Annotated in this window: 16 protein-coding genes; 6 read left to right on the top strand and 10 right to left on the bottom strand. The window is 61.3% G+C overall.

Annotation, left to right across the window (positions count from 1 at the left end):
- Nucleotides 1–51: 51 nt before the first annotated feature.
- Together HU739_RS02445 and HU739_RS02440 are read right to left on the bottom strand one after the other, a co-directional pair.
- Nucleotides 52–432 (bottom strand): nuclear transport factor 2 family protein, encoded by a 381-nt coding sequence (locus tag HU739_RS02445; protein ID WP_186546599.1) that lies wholly within the window; start codon nt 430–432, stop codon nt 52–54.
- Nucleotides 433–490: 58 nt separating this feature from the next.
- Nucleotides 491–916: a VOC family protein gene (locus HU739_RS02440; protein ID WP_186546601.1), complete on the bottom strand. Its 426-nt coding sequence runs from the start codon at nt 914–916 to the stop codon at nt 491–493.
- A 137-nt stretch (nt 917–1053) separates the two neighbouring features.
- Here HU739_RS02440 and HU739_RS02435 point away from each other — a divergent pair, with 137 nt between their 5' ends.
- Complete coding sequence (locus HU739_RS02435) at nt 1054–1935, top strand: LysR substrate-binding domain-containing protein (protein WP_186546603.1); 882 nt, start codon at nt 1054–1056, stop codon at nt 1933–1935.
- 87 nt (nt 1936–2022) lie between these two features.
- Here the strand turns inward: HU739_RS02435 and HU739_RS02430 are convergent, their stop codons facing one another.
- A complete protein-coding gene (locus HU739_RS02430; RefSeq protein ID WP_186546703.1) occupies nt 2023–2472 on the bottom strand; it encodes a winged helix-turn-helix transcriptional regulator in 450 nt (149 codons plus the stop codon).
- Between the two features lie 134 nt (nt 2473–2606).
- Here HU739_RS02430 and HU739_RS02425 point away from each other — a divergent pair, with 134 nt between their 5' ends.
- Nucleotides 2607–3863: an MFS transporter gene (locus tag HU739_RS02425; RefSeq protein ID WP_186546605.1), complete on the top strand. Its 1257-nt coding sequence runs from the start codon at nt 2607–2609 to the stop codon at nt 3861–3863.
- 23 nt (nt 3864–3886) lie between these two features.
- Here HU739_RS02425 and HU739_RS02420 read toward each other — a convergent pair whose 3' ends face one another.
- The 7 genes from HU739_RS02420 to HU739_RS02390 all read right to left on the bottom strand — a co-directional run bounded on the left by HU739_RS02420 (nt 3887) and on the right by HU739_RS02390 (nt 11956).
- Nucleotides 3887–4033, bottom strand: a complete 147-nt coding sequence (locus HU739_RS02420; protein ID WP_186546607.1) for a hypothetical protein — start codon at nt 4031–4033, stop codon at nt 3887–3889.
- 143 nt (nt 4034–4176) lie between these two features.
- Complete coding sequence (locus HU739_RS02415) at nt 4177–4632, bottom strand: DUF421 domain-containing protein (RefSeq protein ID WP_186546609.1); 456 nt, start codon at nt 4630–4632, stop codon at nt 4177–4179.
- A gap of 7 nt (nt 4633–4639) precedes the next feature.
- Nucleotides 4640–5158, bottom strand: a complete 519-nt coding sequence (locus HU739_RS02410) for a hypothetical protein (RefSeq protein ID WP_186546611.1) — start codon at nt 5156–5158, stop codon at nt 4640–4642.
- Nucleotides 5155–5664 carry a CinA family protein gene (locus HU739_RS02405; RefSeq protein WP_186546612.1) on the bottom strand — a complete coding sequence of 170 codons (510 nt, stop codon included), beginning with the start codon at nt 5662–5664 and terminating at the stop codon, nt 5155–5157. Before HU739_RS02405 ends, HU739_RS02410 begins: the two co-directional genes overlap by 4 nt.
- A 645-nt stretch (nt 5665–6309) precedes the next feature.
- Nucleotides 6310–8943 carry an excinuclease ABC subunit UvrA gene (locus HU739_RS02400; protein ID WP_186546614.1) on the bottom strand — a complete coding sequence of 878 codons (2634 nt, stop codon included), beginning with the start codon at nt 8941–8943 and terminating at the stop codon, nt 6310–6312.
- Between the two features lie 77 nt (nt 8944–9020).
- A complete protein-coding gene (locus tag HU739_RS02395) occupies nt 9021–11132 on the bottom strand; it encodes a hybrid sensor histidine kinase/response regulator (RefSeq protein ID WP_186546616.1) in 2112 nt (703 codons plus the stop codon).
- A gap of 134 nt (nt 11133–11266) precedes the next feature.
- Complete coding sequence (locus HU739_RS02390; protein ID WP_008085895.1) at nt 11267–11956, bottom strand: GntR family transcriptional regulator; 690 nt, start codon at nt 11954–11956, stop codon at nt 11267–11269.
- A 140-nt stretch (nt 11957–12096) separates the two neighbouring features.
- On the opposite strand from HU739_RS02390, the gene HU739_RS02385 reads away from it, so the two are divergent.
- From HU739_RS02385 to HU739_RS02370, 4 genes are read left to right on the top strand one after another with little or no spacing between them, the layout of a single operon-like run.
- Nucleotides 12097–13182 (top strand): ABC transporter ATP-binding protein, encoded by a 1086-nt coding sequence (locus tag HU739_RS02385; protein ID WP_186546618.1) that lies wholly within the window; start codon nt 12097–12099, stop codon nt 13180–13182.
- Between the two features lies 1 nt (nt 13183).
- On the top strand, nt 13184–14101 hold the full coding sequence (locus HU739_RS02380; RefSeq protein WP_186546620.1) for an ABC transporter permease: 918 nt from the start codon (nt 13184–13186) through the stop codon (nt 14099–14101).
- Entirely contained in the window at nt 14098–14886 is a 789-nt protein-coding gene (locus HU739_RS02375; RefSeq protein WP_186546622.1) for an ABC transporter permease, read from the top strand. The genes HU739_RS02380 and HU739_RS02375 overlap by 4 nt, the downstream gene beginning before the upstream one ends.
- Nucleotides 14887–14904: 18 nt before the next feature.
- On the top strand, nt 14905–15957 hold the full coding sequence (locus tag HU739_RS02370; RefSeq protein WP_186546624.1) for an extracellular solute-binding protein: 1053 nt from the start codon (nt 14905–14907) through the stop codon (nt 15955–15957).
- Nucleotides 15958–16071: the final 114 nt, after the last annotated feature.

The raw sequence follows: 16071 nt of genomic DNA, 5'->3' as shown, positions 1-16071 counted from the left end.
GCGAGCGCGCGGGAACAATCAAGCCGTATGGCGGCGGGTCACTGCTTCAACTCAGGCCGCCGAGTGGGTGTGATAAATCTTGCTGACAATGGTCCATTGGCCAGCCACTTTCAGCAGGTGGAAGAAGTCGGTGAAGCAGAACCCGGACACGTCGTCGGTATCGACCCGGGCACTGGCGGCGGTACCGACGATGTCGATACGCCCGATCACTGCGCTGGCTTCAGGAGATGGGCGGAAGTCCTTGTCGATCACCTCAAACAAATTCTCAATCGAGCCACCCGCCAGCGCGTCGCCGTTAACGCCAAACATCGTGGCCTGCTCGTGGAAAGCAGGTTTCATCAACGCGCTGTTCGCCTGTGTACAACCTTTGATGTAGTGATTGAGCACGCCAACGATGGCGCTGTATTCCTGAACGTAAGTAGGTGAAGTCATGAGTTTTCCTGAATGGAGCAAATGACCCGCCGCAGATCGGCGGGCATGGGGGATTGGGTTATTTGGCAAACAGCTGGCTCATGTCCTTGAACGCTTTGAACTCCAGCGCATTGCCACAGGGGTCCAAGAGAAACATCGTGGCTTGTTCGCCCACCTGCCCTTTGAATCGAATGTAAGGTTCGATCACAAACGGCGTAGCGAAGGACTTCAAACGCTCGGCCAGTGCTTCCCATTGTTCCCATTGCAGAACGATCCCGAAGTGCGGGACCGGGACGTCGTGACCGTCGACGGGGTTGCTGTGAACACTTTCTTGAGCTGCCGTCTGCGGCTGTTGGTGAATCACCAACTGGTGGCCATAAAAGTTGAAGTCGACCCATTGCGCGCAGGAACGACCTTCTTCCAGACCGAACACTTCGCCGTAGAAGCGACGGCAGGACGCGAGGTCGTAAACCGGGATAGCGAGGTGGAAAGGCGAAAGGCTCATCAGCGACTCCATGGCTTTGTCTTCAAGAAAACGGCTGCGGCGCAAGGCTGCTGGCCGGGGACAGAAGACATCCTAGGCGGAATCACCGAACAGAAAAATCAATATATATTTCTTAGAAACACAACTAATCTTTGTGAATGATCAAAGAACTGAAAACCCTTATCGCCGTGGCCCGGGAAGGCACTTTCGCTGCCGCGGGACATAAAATCGGCCTGACTCAGGCCGCTGTCAGCGCACAGATTCAGCGCCTGGAAGCGGAGCTGGGACTTGAAATATTCGACCGCAAGGGCCGCACGGCACACCTGAACAAAATGGGTCAGCAGGTCCTGATGCAAGCGCACGACCTGCTGCGGCTTTACGACAATCTGGGCTCAACCACCACAGGAACCCCGGCGAACGTTCGAGTGACCCTTGGCGCCATCGCCTCGGTACAACGTTCCTATCTGCCCGATGCCCTGGCCAGATTCCATCAGCAATGCCCGCACTGCAGGACGCGGGTGGTTCCCGGTTTGTCGATGGAAATGGTCAATCTGGTGGACGCTGGCGAGATCGATATGGCGGTGATCATCCGCCCGCCCTTCTCGCTGCAAAGTGATCTGCGCTGGACGACCCTGGCGCTTGAGCCTTATCGGCTGATCGTGCCGCGCGACACGCAAGGCGACGACTGGGCGGGATTGCTTTCCAGCCAGCCGTTCATCCGCTATGACCGCTCTTCGTTCGGCGGTCGACAAGTCGATCGGTTTCTACGGCAGATGCATTTCACCCCGCGCGAGGTGTGCGAGCTGGACGAACTGGAAGCCATCATCAAACTGGTCGAAAAAAACGTCGGCGTGGCGCTGGTGCCGCAAACCGCGCGAGAACCGCAATGGCCGGCCGGAGTGCGGGCAGTCGACCTCGGCGATCACACCTTTCACCGCGACATCGGTCTGGTGCACCGCTCGCGGCAGTCATTGTCCGAGCCGGTACGGATGCTTGCGGACTTGATCAGTGCTGAGGTGAAAAGCGCTTTCAATGGCTGACGCCGAGCTGACACGGCGCAACCTTATGTGGGTCAGCGGCTGTGATCGTCTTGCCTGGCATCGCGCGCCTGCCAATGACTGATCGCCCTACCGCGTAACAACCCGGCGGTGACAATCCGCCGGGCTCAGCAACTCGCCACCACGCGAGCGCACAGCGAGGGTTTCGACGGGTTCGGAGCGTTCGTTGTCGAGCAATATCGAGCACTGCTCGCCGCTGTCAAACAGATAGCGCTCGCCCCACTGGCGCAGGCTGACAATGATGGGGAACAGTGCACGGCCCCGCTCGGTCAGCGCGTATTCCTTGTAGGCACTGCCGTCGGACGCTGGCTGAATCTCAAACACTCCCAACTCGACGAGCATTTTCAATTTGACCGTGAGGATGTTCCTGGCGAGGCCAAGACGCTTCTGGAACTCACTGAAGCGGCGCACGTCGTCGAACGCATCACGAATGATCATCAACGCCCAACGATCGCCGATGGCCTCCAGTGCGCGGGCCACCGGGCATTCGCTTTGGGCCAGTAGTTTCTGCTTGGCCATGTCGCTCCAGGTGCAGATCAATGAAAAGAACGCCGAACGATCGGCAGGAAAATCCGGTTGCATTTAACAACCTGAGTGGATAAAAATCAACGCATCGGTTTCTTTTCAAAACCAATATAGCCAAGGATGGAACGATGCCTTATCCGCCTCATCACCCGGTAAAACAGGACGCCGACGCTGAACAGGCGAGCGCTGGCTATTCGCGCGCTCCTCAAGGTTCAGCCGCGTCGGCCCTGAGCCGTTATCAGACTTTCCTCTTCGCTATTACCTGTGCCATGGCGGTGGCCAACGTCTATTTCGCCCAGCCGTTGCTAGAGTCGATGGCGGCCAGCCTCGGGGTTTCGTCCGGCACGATTGGTGTGGTCGTCACCGCGACCCAGGCCGGCTATGCGCTGGGCTTGCTGCTGATTGTTCCGCTGGGGGATTTGCTCAATCGCAAAACACTCATCCTCAGCCAGTTGTTTCTGTCGGCTGCGGCGTTGTGCGCTGTGGCCACGGCGCAGGATTGGGTCACGCTGCTCGGCGCGATGGCACTGGTGGGGCTGATGGCGGTTCTGGTGCAAGTGGTAGTCGCCTATGCCGCGGCGCTGGCGAGTCCCGAGCAGCGCGGCGCAACCGTGGGCACGGTGACCAGTGGCGTGGTGCTGGGCATTCTTCTGGCGCGTTTCGTGTCGGGCGTTGTGGCGGACCTGGCGGGGTGGCGCGGTGTTTACTTTGTCTCGGCGGCCTTGATGGTCGGCATGGCGCTGGTGCTATGGCGCACCCTGCCCGCCTCCGCCAGACCGCCCGCCCACGGCAGTTATTGGCAGTTGCTGCGATCGGTGCTGCAGTTGTTTCTGAGTGAGCGCATCTTGCGGGTCCGAGGTATTTTCGCGCTGCTGATTTTTGCCGCATTCAGCGTGTTGTGGACCTCAATGGTGTTGCCGCTCAGTGCGCCGCCATTGTCACTGTCGCACACCCAGATCGGTCTGTTCGGACTCGCCGGCGTCGCCGGTGCGCTGGCTGCCGCACGGGCCGGGCGTCTGGCTGATCGTGGGCATGGCAATCGCACCACGGGCATGGCGCTGACACTGTTGACGCTGTCCTGGCTGCCCATCGCCTGGGTCGAGCATTCGTTGCTGGCGATGATCATCGGCGTGATCCTGCTCGATTTCGCCGTGCAGGCGGTGCATGTCACCAATCAGAGCCTGATCTTCGCCGCCCGGCCGGATGCGCAAAGCCGTCTCGTCGGCGCCTACATGTGCTTTTATTCGGTGGGCAGCGGCCTCGGAGCCGTCGCGGCGACGTACACCTACGCACATTTCGGCTGGTCAGCCGTCTGCGTGCTGGGTGCGGCCATCAGCGCCGTCGCCCTGTTGTATTGGCTGATGCAGGCGCTGACGGGCGACTGACACGGGCCGAACGGCCGGTTTGCTTATTGGCTTTCCGCTGCCTTGTCCTTCTGGATTTGCAGCGAGGCCTTGCTCTTGTCGCCCTCTTGGTTGGGGGCGTCGTTGGAGTCAAAACAGCCCTGCAGCAAAAACATCGAGCAGAGCCCCAGGCATACACAGAATCGTTTCATGACGGTCTCCTGACTAACGTTGTGTCGACACACGGTGATCCACAGAACCTGCTAAATGGAGAGGCGTGAGCGCCGCAAGGTTTCATGGGAAACGCCCGCGACGGACCAACGGTCGGTGCCCAATGAGCTATTGCGCACATTGCTCAGCCGTTTTCATCGTCTCGCGGTATCACCGATATCTTGCCGTTGCGCTCGATGATCGCAAACTTGATCTGCTCGATCCGCTCGATGCCCTGGCTGGAACGCGCAGCCTCCATGACATCGGCCTCCACCAACCGTGCGTGGCGCAGGCGGCGGTGCAGCAGCTTGCCGTTTTCGACGATGATCGTCGGTTCGCCGTCGATCAAACGCGAGACCCAGCGCGAACGTTGCTTGAGCAGAGAAAAGCCGACGTCGATGGCAATCAGCGTGACGATCACCAGAATCGAATTGGTCAGGGAAAAATCATCGCCCAGCAGTGCCTGTTGCGTGGCTTCACCGATTATCATCAGCAAGACGAAGTCAAACGTCGTCAGCTCCGCCAGCGACCGCCGTCCGGCGATTTTGAACAGCACCATCAGTGCCAGATACATCGCGACTGCACGCAAGACCGAGTCCATGGGGCACCTATGGAAAAATGAATTGAGTGAGGGTGACCGACTCCGCGCCAGCCGCTTTGACCGTGCTGCGATACAGACCCAGGCCGTCGCCGCGCAACGTCAGGTAAAGCGTGGCCTGGCCCTGCGTATCGGCTTGCAGCCAGAGGTGCAGACCTTGCGCCGCACTGCGCGCGCGCAAGGGTGGCGGCTGCATCGTTTCGACGCTGAAGCCCTCCAGCAACTCGCCGTTCAACTCCACTTCCACCGTGGCTTCGGGCGCGCCGCGCACGCTGACTTTCATCGGGTTGGTCGAGCCGTTGCGGTGAAACCTGTCGTACTCCACGCGGACCGCGCCGTCAGCGCTGCGCACATCCTGCGAACTGATCGGCCCGCGGGAAAACAACCCCAGCAGCCCGAGCACCATGCACAGCACCAGCGCATACCAACCGCAGCGCTCGAAGCGCCAGACCTTGCGCTGATAAGCCATGTCCTCGCGTATCGGGATCTGCCGGCTGTGCAGGTCCGGATGATCGGCGTCGCGGCTCATCGGCTCCAGCCTCCTTCACCGCGCAAGGCACGCCGGTGAAACTGCGCCAGTTGCTGCAAGGCAAACTCCGAAGCATGGAGCTGAACCTCGCTGCGCGCCCCGGGGAACCACTGCTGACGGGTAAACACGAAGTGCTGCCCATCGAATTGAAACGCCCAGGCGAAGCACACCGTGCCGGCCTTGATGCCGTCCATGTCGTCAGGGCCAAGGATGCCCGTGGTCGCCACCGCCACGTTGGCGGTGCTGTCACGCAAGGCCCCAAGTGCCATGTCACGGGCGACCTCGACACTGGTCAGATTGAAGGTTTCAAGCGTATACGGGCTGACCCGCAGCAAGCGCTGTTTGGCCTGCGGTGAATAGACCACGTAGCCGCATTCAATGCGTTCACCGCTGCCGGGCACCTGCGACAAGAGCATGACGATCTGCCCGGCGGTGCAGGATTCGGCGGTAGTGATGATCAGGGAGTGCTGACGCAGGTATTCAACAGTATCTTCGGCTACGGACATGGCGTGATCTCGTGACGTTATTGCCGGTTGACCGCTCGGAGCGCTGATCATTCCGCCGGATTTTTCCAAGCCTGTTGCCACATCGGTTTTTGCGACCGCTGTCTTGGGAACAGCGCCAAAACCTGTGGGAGCTGGCTTGCCAGCTAAGGCGTCGGGTCAGTCAGCTCAGCGGTGGCTGACAGGCCGCTTTCGCGAGCAAGCCCGCTCCCACAGTGGACTTGTGTGGGGCCGCTATCTCAAGGGCAGCATCAAAACCTGTGGGAGCTGGCTTGCCAGCGAAGGCGTCGGGTCAGTCAGTGCAGTTGTGGCTGATAGTCCGCTTTCGCGAGCAGGCTCGCTCCTACAGTGAATTTGTGTTCGGCCCGCAATTGCCCATGCACCGCCAAACCCTGTGGGAGCTGGCTTGCCAGCGAAGGCGTCGGGTCAGTCAGTGCAGTTGTGGCTGACAGGCCGCTTTCGCGAGCAAGCTCGCTCCCACAGTGGACTTGTGTGGGGCCGCTATCTCGGGGACGCATCAAAACCTGTGGGAGCTGGCTTGCCAGCGAAGGCGTCGGGTCAGTCAGCTCGGCTGTGGCTGACAGTCCGCTTTCGCGAGCAAGCTCGCTCCCACAATGGGTTGTGTATGTGTGGTCGCCGCCTCGCCTGTCATCGGCTCAAGGCGCGTGCCAAAAACGGCGCCGTCTTGCTGTGCTTTTTCGCCGCGACTGTCTGCGGTGTGCCGGCCACGACTATCCTGCCACCCTGATCGCCCGCCCCCGGGCCGATATCGATGACCCAGTCACTTTGCGCCACCACGCGCATTTCATGCTCGACGACGATCACCGTATGCCCCGCCGTCACCAAGGTATCCAGTTGCTCCAGCAAACGATCGACATCGCGCGGGTGCAGGCCCGTCGTCGGTTCATCCAGCACGTACAAGGTTGCACCCCGCTGGTTGCGCTGCAGTTCGGTGGCGAGTTTGATGCGCTGCGCTTCGCCGCCGGACAACTCCGTGGCGGGTTGTCCCAGCCGCAGGTAGCCGAGGCCGATGTCGCGCAGCACCTCCAGCGCGCGGCGGATCGCCGGTTGCTCGGCGAACACCGGCAACGCTTGATCGACGGTCAGTTGCAGCACTTGGGCGATGCTCAGGCCATTCCACATGATCGCCAGTGTCGGCGGGTTATACCGCGCACCATGGCAAGTCGGGCATGGTGCATACACGCTGGGCATGAACAGCAGCTCGACACTGACGAAACCTTCGCCCTCGCAGGTGGCGCAACGGCCCTTGGCGACATTGAAGGAAAACTGCCCAGCATCGTAGCCGGCAGCTCGCGCCTGCTCGGTGGCGGCGAACAGCTTGCGTACGTTGTCGAACAACCCGGTGTAGGTCGCCAGGTTGGAGCGCGGTGTACGGCCGATGGGTTTCTGATCGACCTGTACCAGGCGTTTGATCGACTCCAGCCCGGACGTGACCTGCCCCGTGCTGACCTTCGGTGCTTCGTCTTCAAGGCTGAGTTCGTCAGGCTCGGCCTCCACCGTCGGCCGCCCCAGTTGTGCGCCGACCAGCTCCAGCAAGGCCTGACTGACCAGACTCGATTTGCCGGACCCGGACACGCCGGTCACTGAAGTAAAGCAGCCCAGGGGAAACTCGGCGCTGAGGTTGTCCAGGTTGTTGCGGGTAATGCCCTCCAGCTTCAGCCAGGCCGTCGGTTTGCGCACCGTGCGGGCCTGGCGCGGCGATTCGGCAAACAGATACGCCCGCGTCTGCGACAGCTCAATCTCGGCCAGGCCGGCGGGCGGACCGCTGTACAACACCTGCCCGCCCTGCTCGCCCGCCGCCGGACCGACATCGATCAGCCAGTCGGCGCGGCGCATGGTTTCCACGTCATGCTCGACCACAAACAGTGTGTTGCCGTCAGCCTTCAAGCGTTGCAGCGCCTCGAACAGCGCTTCGCCATCGGCCGGATGCAGCCCGGCGGACGGCTCATCGAGCACATAGATCACGCCGAACAGTTGCGAACCCAATTGCGTCGCCAGGCGCAAGCGCTGCAACTCGCCCGAAGACAGGGTCGGCGTGCTGCGCTCCAGCGCCAGATACCCCAGGCCCAGATCGGTGAGGGTACTGACACGCTCGAGCAAATCCTCGGCGATACGCTGCGCCGCCAGGCGTTTTTCCAGCGACAGGTTTGGCGTGTGACGCACATCCGGTGCATTGGCGTGGGCGCTGGCGCCATGGGCTGCGCGTTGCTGGCGGGCTTCGCGCGTCTGCGCCGGGCTCAGGGTTTGCGTAGGTTCTTCGGCCAGTTCCAGGTAACTCGCCGTGGCGACGGGCCTCAATACTTCGGCCACTTGCAGCAACGGCATCCGCGACAACTCACCGATGTCGTAGCCGGCGAAGGTCACTGACAGCGCCTCGCGTTTCAGGCGCTTGCCGTCACACAGCGGACAAGGACTGCCGAGCATGAACTGCGAAACACGCTTTTTCATCAGCGCACTTTGCGAGTGGGTGAAGGTATGCAGGATGTAGCGTCGGGCGCCGGTAAAGGTGCCCTGATAGCTGGGTTCCAGCTTGCGCTTGAGCGCCACGCGGGTTTCTTCCGGGGTCAGCCCGGCGTACACCGGCACCGTCGGCGTTTCTTCGGTGAAGAGAATCCAGTCGCGCTGTTTTTTCGGCAGCTTCTTCCAGGGAATGTCGACATCGATGCCCAGGGTCACGAGGATGTCGCGCAGGTTCTGGCCCTGCCACGCCAGCGGCCAGGAAGCCACGGCGCGTTGCCGGATGGTCAGGTTCGGATCCGGCACCATCAGCGCCTCGGTCACCTCATAGACGCGTCCAAGCCCGTGACATTCAGGGCACGCGCCCTGCGGCGTGTTTGGCGAAAAATCCTCGGCGTACAGCATCGGCTGCCCCGGCGGATAACTGCCGGCACGTGAATAGAGCATGCGGATCAGACTCGACAACGTGGTCACGCTGCCCACCGACGAACGCGTACTCGGCGTGCCGCGCTGTTGTTGCAGGGCGACGGCAGGCGGCAAACCTTCGATGGAGTCGACATCCGGCACGCCGACCTGATCGATCAGACGCCGGGCATAGGGCGCCACGGACTCGAAGTAGCGGCGCTGGGCTTCGGCATACAGGGTGGAAAACGCCAGGGATGATTTGCCCGAACCGGACACTCCGGTGAACACCACCAGCGCATCGCGGGGAATGTCGACGTCGACGTTTTTCAGATTATGCTCACGGGCACCGCGCACTCGAACCATGCCGCTGGGTGCTGTGGAATTACGCTTGGAAGTCATGGGCCGGCCTTGATCGGAAAAAAGGGATCACGCGCGAAACCGGTGGCGATGAGCTCGCCACCGCCAAGGGCCATGCATCAGGCACTGAGGACCGCGCGGATCATCTGCAACATCGCTTGCGGGCTATACGGTTTGCCGAGCAGGTGCGTGTCGGGACTCAACTGGTGATTGCGCGAGATGATGTCGCGGGTGTGGCCGGAAGTGAACAGCACCGGCACCGGTGGCGCCTGGACCTTGGCCCAGCCGGCCAGGTCGGAACTTTTGATCAGCCCCGGCATGACCACGTCGGTGAAAATCAAGTCCACTTCGACACCTTCCAGCAACATCTGCATCGCCGCGTCGCCGTTGGCGGCAGTCAGTACGCGATACCCCTCTTCGCGCAGCAGTTCGACCGCCGAAGCCCGCACCGCGTCGTTGTCCTCGACCACCAGCAGCGTCTCGTGACCGCCGCTCTGCTGGCGTTGCAGGTTGGGCGCGTCATCGAGGATCGGGCGCAAGCTGCGCGGGAAGTACAGTTGCACCCGTGTGCCCTCGCCCACCGCGCTGTCGATCTCGACGTGACCGCCGCTCTGTTTGACGAAACCGAACACCATGCTCAACCCCAGGCCGGTGCCCTGGCCATCGGCCTTGGTGGTGAAAAACGGTTCGAACACTTGCTCAAGCATCTGCGGCGCGATGCCGACGCCGGTGTCACTGACCGCGACCCGCACGAAGTCGCCGGCGGCGATACCTTTACCGTGACAGAACTGGTGGTCGAGGCGAACGTTGGCAGCGCTCAGGCCAATGGTGCCCTCACCTTTCATGGCGTCGCGGGCGTTGATCGCCAGATTGAGGATGGCGTTTTCCAGTTGGTTGCGGTCGACGTAGACGTGCCACGGCTGCGAAGGCAGTTGCACGTCGATCTGAATGGTTTCGCCCAGTGCGCGTTGCAGCAGCTCACCGACACCTTCGAAGATTTGCCGCGGATTGCACACCGCCGGTGACAATGGTTGTCGGCGGGCAAACGCGAGCAGCTGCGAGGACAACTTGGCGCCTCGCTCGACCGCCGCCAGCGACGCACCGACCCGGCGTTGCACGTTGGCGTTATCCGGTTCATGCCGGGCCAGCAAGTGCAGGTTGCCGGCGATCACTTGCAGCAGATTGTTGAAGTCGTGAGCGACGCCGCCAGTCAGGCCGCCGATGGCTTCGAGCTTCTGCGACTGGCGCAACTGCTCTTCCGCCGCCAGCCGCGCGTCGACCTCTTCAGCGACACGCTGTTCAAGGTTGCGGGTGAACTTGAGCAGGGATTCTTCGGCGTTTTTGCGCTCATGGATGTCGAGCAACACCCCGGGGAAACGCAACGGCTCGCCGTGTTCGTCAAACTCGCACGCACCGCTGGCAAGTACCCACAGATAACTGCCATCACTGCGCAGCACGCGGTATTCGGCGTTATAGGGCTCGCCGGTCTGCACAGCCCTGGCAATACGTTCCTTCACCCAGGCGCGGTCATCGGCATGGATGCGCGACTCGGCAACGTCCTGCGCCAGGTTGCTCAGGTCCTGATCCGGCGGGTAGGAGAAGGTACGGGCAAAGCGTTCATCGGCCGACAGCGTGTCGTGCTTGATGTCCCAGACAAAGGAGCCAAGCAAGGCCCCGGCATTCAGCGCCAGCCGCACCCGTTCGTTATCGGCCCGGTAAGCGTTTTCCGCTTCCTGGCGCAGGCGTTCGGAGAGTACGAACTCGGTGGTTTCCACCACCATCGCCATGACGCCGGCAGGGACGCCCTCGTCATTGGCCACGGGGCTGTAATAAAGGTCAAGCCAGACGTCTTCAGGAACGCCGTCGCGCCATAGCACCAGGACTTTGTTGCGATACGACAAGGTGCCGCCCGCCAGGCAGGTGTCGACCACGTTGCGGTTGAAATCGGCGACTTCCGGCCAGCCCAGTTCCACTGGCGACCCCAGCAGCGAGGGGTGGCGGCCACCGGCGAACTGCGAATAGGCGTCGTTGTAGATCATGTACCCGGCGCGCCCCCAGAGCATCACCATCGGCATTTGCGAGGCGAGCATCAGTTGCACCGTGCTGCACAGGCTGGCAGGCCAGGTATCCAGCGGGCCCAGTTCGGTGCGGCTCCAGTCGAACGTACGGATCCGTGCGGCCATTTCGCCTTTCCAGCCGTCACACCCGTAGCTATCGGATAAAAACTGCATCGATTGACTCGGTGTCCTGTGGTGGTTGGCTGACAAATCGCGACGCCGGCACGACGCGACGCCCGTCTGTTTCGAGCGTCTGCATTCGTATTGGTTTCATACGAGGTATAGCTGATTTCAACTGCGCGCGACGACTAGACCCCAATCAGGTGTTTCAGGGGGTGGTAGCCGGTTTTCATTTTGGCGGCGACGTCAAGAATGGCCTTCTCGATGCCGTTCAAGTGCATGCAGGTCAGCTCGATGGCAGCGCTCTGATTGCCGGCCTCGATGTATTCGATCAGGCGCAAATGCTCGTCGTCACGACAGACTTCGTGACTGTCGTCGTCCAGTGCGGCGGCGTACAGCGACGCACGGGAAATCAGCTTCTGGAACCAGTCGAGCAACACCGGATTGTTCAGGCTGCGGGCGAGTTTGATGTGGAACTCGCCGAGCAGGTGAATCAGTCGCTCGTGATCGCCAGCGGCATGCGCCTCGTCTTCGAGCAACAGGTGCTCGCGCAGGTCCTGCATGGCGGCACTGTCCTTGCGTCGGCACAGCTCGGTAACGATGCCGATCTCGATCAGGCGGCGGGTTTCGAACAGCGAACGGATCTCTTCGTTGCTCGGCAGCGACACCGACGCACCCTTATTGGGCTCGGTGGTGACCAGTCCGTCGGCCTCCAATTGCTTCAAGGCCGCTCGCACCGACGTGCGGCTGACATTAAATAATTCGGCCAGCGAGGCCTCGCCCAGTTTCATCCCCGGGCGCAACGAACGTTTGCTGATCGCCTCGTAAACCCCTTGGTAGACGCGGTCGACCGTGGTTTCCAGTTTCTTCTCGGTCATTGCAACACTCCTTTAGCGTCGGGCAACCAGCCCCTGGCGATGCCTGGCCATGGAAAAAGGGGGTTGCACACGCAGATTAATCCGGGTATTTCTAAATTGCATTCAGATATTGCATACAATAATTAGAGGATTGCACCATTATGGGTCAACCAAAAGCAATTGAAGTGCGCAATGTTTCAAAACGGTACTCCGATGATCCCGGCCTCGCACCGGCCCTCGACAACGTTTCGGTAAACATCGCCGATAACGAATTTTTCACCCTGCTCGGCCCTTCCGGCTGCGGCAAGACCACCCTGCTGCGCACCATTGCCGGTTTCGAACACGTCAGTGAAGGCGAGATTCGCCTGGCGGGCGAAGCGGTCAATCATCTGCCACCGTTCAAGCGCCGGGTCAACACGGTGTTCCAGAGCTACGCGCTGTTTCCGCACATGAGTGTTGCGCAGAATATCGCCTTCGGCCTGGAGATGCAGGGTCTTGATCGCAAGTCGATCCCCGATCGTGTCGACGAGATGCTCGCGCTGGTGCAAATGCAAGCGCTGGCGGCGCGTAAACCGGCGCAACTGTCCGGCGGTCAACAGCAACGCGTGGCGCTGGCCCGGGCCTTGGCGCCGAAACCAAAAGTCCTGCTGCTTGATGAACCGCTGTCGGCGCTGGACCTGAAGTTGCGCAAGGAAATGCAGGTCGAACTCAAGCGCGTGCAGAAAGAAGCCGGCATCACCTTTATTTTCGTCACTCACGATCAGGAAGAAGCGCTGACCCTGTCGGATCGGATCGCGGTGATGGCCGCCGGCAGAATCCTCCAGATCGGCACGCCGACCGAGATCTACGAGCACCCGCAACACCGCTTTGTCGCGCAGTTCATCGGCGATATCAACTTCATTCCCGGCCAGCTCAAGCACGGCGCGCACAACGAAAAACTGTTTGTGCCCAACGGCCTGCCCGTCGAGATCCCTTGCCAGCCGCAAGGCTTCGCTGGCAGCAACGTGCAACTGGCGTTCCGTCCGGAGCGCTCGCGGCTGGTCGAAGCCAGTGAACCGCATCACCTGCGCGGGGTGATCGAGGCGGTGCTGTATGTCGGCACTGCCACGCTGTACCAGTGCCGCCTGAACAACGACATCAAAGTCATGCTGCGCGAAAACAACGAAGGCCTGAGCCGTGGCCGTGCCGTCGGCGAAGGCGTCGCCGTGCACCTGCCGCCGCACGCCTGCCTGTTGATGGAGGCCTGAGATGAGCGTCAGAAGCACGTCCCCCGCGCTCAACCGCGCGCTGTTACTCAGCCCGGTGGTGTTGACCCTGCTTGCCCTGATCGCCATTCCGTTGGGCATCATGGGCTACATCAGCTTGCTGCCGCGCAACACTTACGGCGGCGTCGACTGGCAGGCCGAATGGCAACTGCACAGCTATGTGCAGCTGTTTTTCCAGGAAGGTTTCGACGGCGAACTGGAGTTGAACTGGGTCTACGCCCAAGCCCTGTTGCGCTCGGTGCTGCAGGCCGGCGGCACCACGCTGTTGTGCTTTCTGTTCGGGTTCCCGGTGGCGTTGTGGATGTCGAGTCTGACCCCGCGCCGGCGCAACCTGATGGTGCTGCTCATCACCATCCCGTTCTGGACCAACCTGCTGATCCGCAACTACGCGTGGCTGATCATCCTGCGCGAACACGGCTGGGTCGCCCAAAGCCTCAACGCGCTGTTCCCCAGTGCCGGCGGCATCACCCTGCTCTACAACGACTTCGCGGTGAGTGTCGGTCTGGTTTACAGCTTTTTGCCGTTCATGATCCTGCCGATCTATTCGACCCTGGAAAAACTCGACTGGCGTCTGGTGGAAGCCGCGTATGACCTCGGCGCCAACCGCTGGCACGCGCTGCGGCGGATCATTTTGCCGCTGTCGATGCCCGGCGTGATTGCCGGCGCGCTGCTGGTGTTCGTGCCGAGCCTCGGTGCCTTTATCACGCCGGCGATTCTCGGCGGCGGCAAGACCCTGATGATCGGCAACCTGATCCAGCAACAGTTCGGTACCGCGCGCAACTGGCCGCTGGGCAGTTCGCTGTCGTTCCTGCTGTTGGCGATTCTGCTGGTGTCGCTGGTGCTCTACGCGCTCTACAGCCGCCGTGCGGCAAAAACCCTTAACCGTGGAGCCCGGCCATGATCTCTCTGCACCTGAAAAAACTGCCGGCGACCCGCGAAATCAGCCTGCTGGTCCTCGCCTATCTGTACCTGCCGATCCTGGTGCTGATCGTCTACAGCTTCAACGCCAACCGTTCGGCAACGGTGTGGAGCGAATTTTCGTTCGCCTGGTACGGACGGATCCTGGCCAACCCGTCGATTCAAACCGCGGCGCTGAATTCGATCATCGTCGCGACGATCGCCACGGTGTGCGCCACGGCCATTGCCCTGCTGGCGGCGCTGGCAACCTACCGGCCGTTCTACGGACAGAAAATGGTCGAGGGCGGGATCAACCTGCCGCTGATCCTGCCGGAAATCGTCACCGCAGTGGCGACGTTGCTGCTGTTCATGGCGCTGGGGATCAAGCTCGGTTTGCTGACGGTGATCGTCGCGCACATCGGCTTCTGCATTCCTTTCGCTTACCTGCCGATCCGTGCGCGCCTCAACGATCTGGACAAGAGCCTGCTGGAAGCGGCGAACGACCTCTACGCCAATCCGTGGCAGGTGTTCCGCCGCGTGACCCTGCCGCTGCTGTGGCCGGCGGTGCTGTCCGGTGCGGTGCTGGCGTTCGTAGTCAGTCTCGACGATTTCATCATGACCTTCTTCGTCGCCGGCCCCGGATCGACCACGTTGCCGGTGTACATCTTCTCGGCGATCAAGGCCGGCGTCACCCCGGAGATCAATGCGATCTCGACACTGATGCTGGTGATCTCGATTGTCCTGGTGGTGCTGGCCTTCTGGCTGGGCCAACGCGGTAAACAACAATAAACCTGGAGCGCTCTGTTCATGAAAAGCAAACGCATGCGTCTGGCAATGTCCGGTCTGGCCCTGAGTTGTTTCACCGCGTTCAGCGCCCACGCCGCCGAACCGAAAGAACTGTTTTTCTACAACTGGACCGACTACTACCCGGTCGAACTGCTGAGCAAATTCGAAAAGGAAACCGGCATCAAGGTGACGATGGACGGCTATGACAGCAACGAAACCCTGCTCGCCAAGTTGCAGGCCGGTGGCGCGGCGTATGACGTGATCGTGCCCTCGCAGTCGATCATGCAAACGCTGATCAAGCAGGACCTGCTGCTGCCCATCGACGCGCCGGGCCTGAGCAACTTCCAGTACGTCAAAGCGCCGTTCCGTGACCCTGTCTTCGACCCGGGCCGCCAGTTTTCCGCGCCCTATCTGTGGGGCACCACCGGGTTTTCCTACGACAGCGCGCGGGTACCGGGCGGCAAGCTGGATGATTCGTGGAAAGAATTCTTCGAACCGCGCAAGGAACTGCAAGGCCAGCTCGCCGCGCTGGATACGTCGAGCAGCGTGATCAACGCCGCCAGCCATTACCTCAATGTCGACGAATGCAGCGAAAACCCGCAGGACGCCAAACGCATCCTTGAACTGCTGCAAAAGCAAAAACCGTTTTTGAAGATGTACAGCTCCGACAACACCGTCGACCGTATGGCCTCGGGCGAGGTGATCATGATGCAGAACTGGAACGGCTCGACCGCCCGCGCCACCTTGCAAAAGAGCACGATCAAGTACGTCTATCCGCGCGAAGGCCTGGCGATGTTTCAGGACAACTTCGCCGTGCCGAAAAGCGCGCCACACCCGGGCAACGCGAAAATCTTCATCAACTGGATGATGAAGCCCGAGAACGCCGCAGCCGTGTCCAATGCGATCGCCTACGCCAACGGGATTCAGAGCGACGCCTTGCTCGATCCGAAGTGGAAAGTCATGGACGCGATCAACATGCCCGAGGAATACGCTTCGCGCCTGCGACCCGAGAAAGAATGCAGCAACAAGGCCCGCGAGCTGCAGGACCGGATCTGGTCGAAGCTCAAGGGTTGATCGCCTGACTTGAAACCGAGGCGCGGCTTTCGCGAGCAGGCTCGCTCCCACATTGGAGTGCATTCCCCTGTGGGAGTGAGCCTGCTCGCGAAGAGGCCCGCACAGCCAACACGA

The organism is Pseudomonas hamedanensis, assembly GCF_014268595.2.
Lineage (GTDB): Bacteria > Pseudomonadota > Gammaproteobacteria > Pseudomonadales > Pseudomonadaceae > Aquipseudomonas > Aquipseudomonas hamedanensis.
Note: the sequence above shows the minus strand (reverse complement) of the source record. Positions and strands in the feature narration are given on the sequence as shown.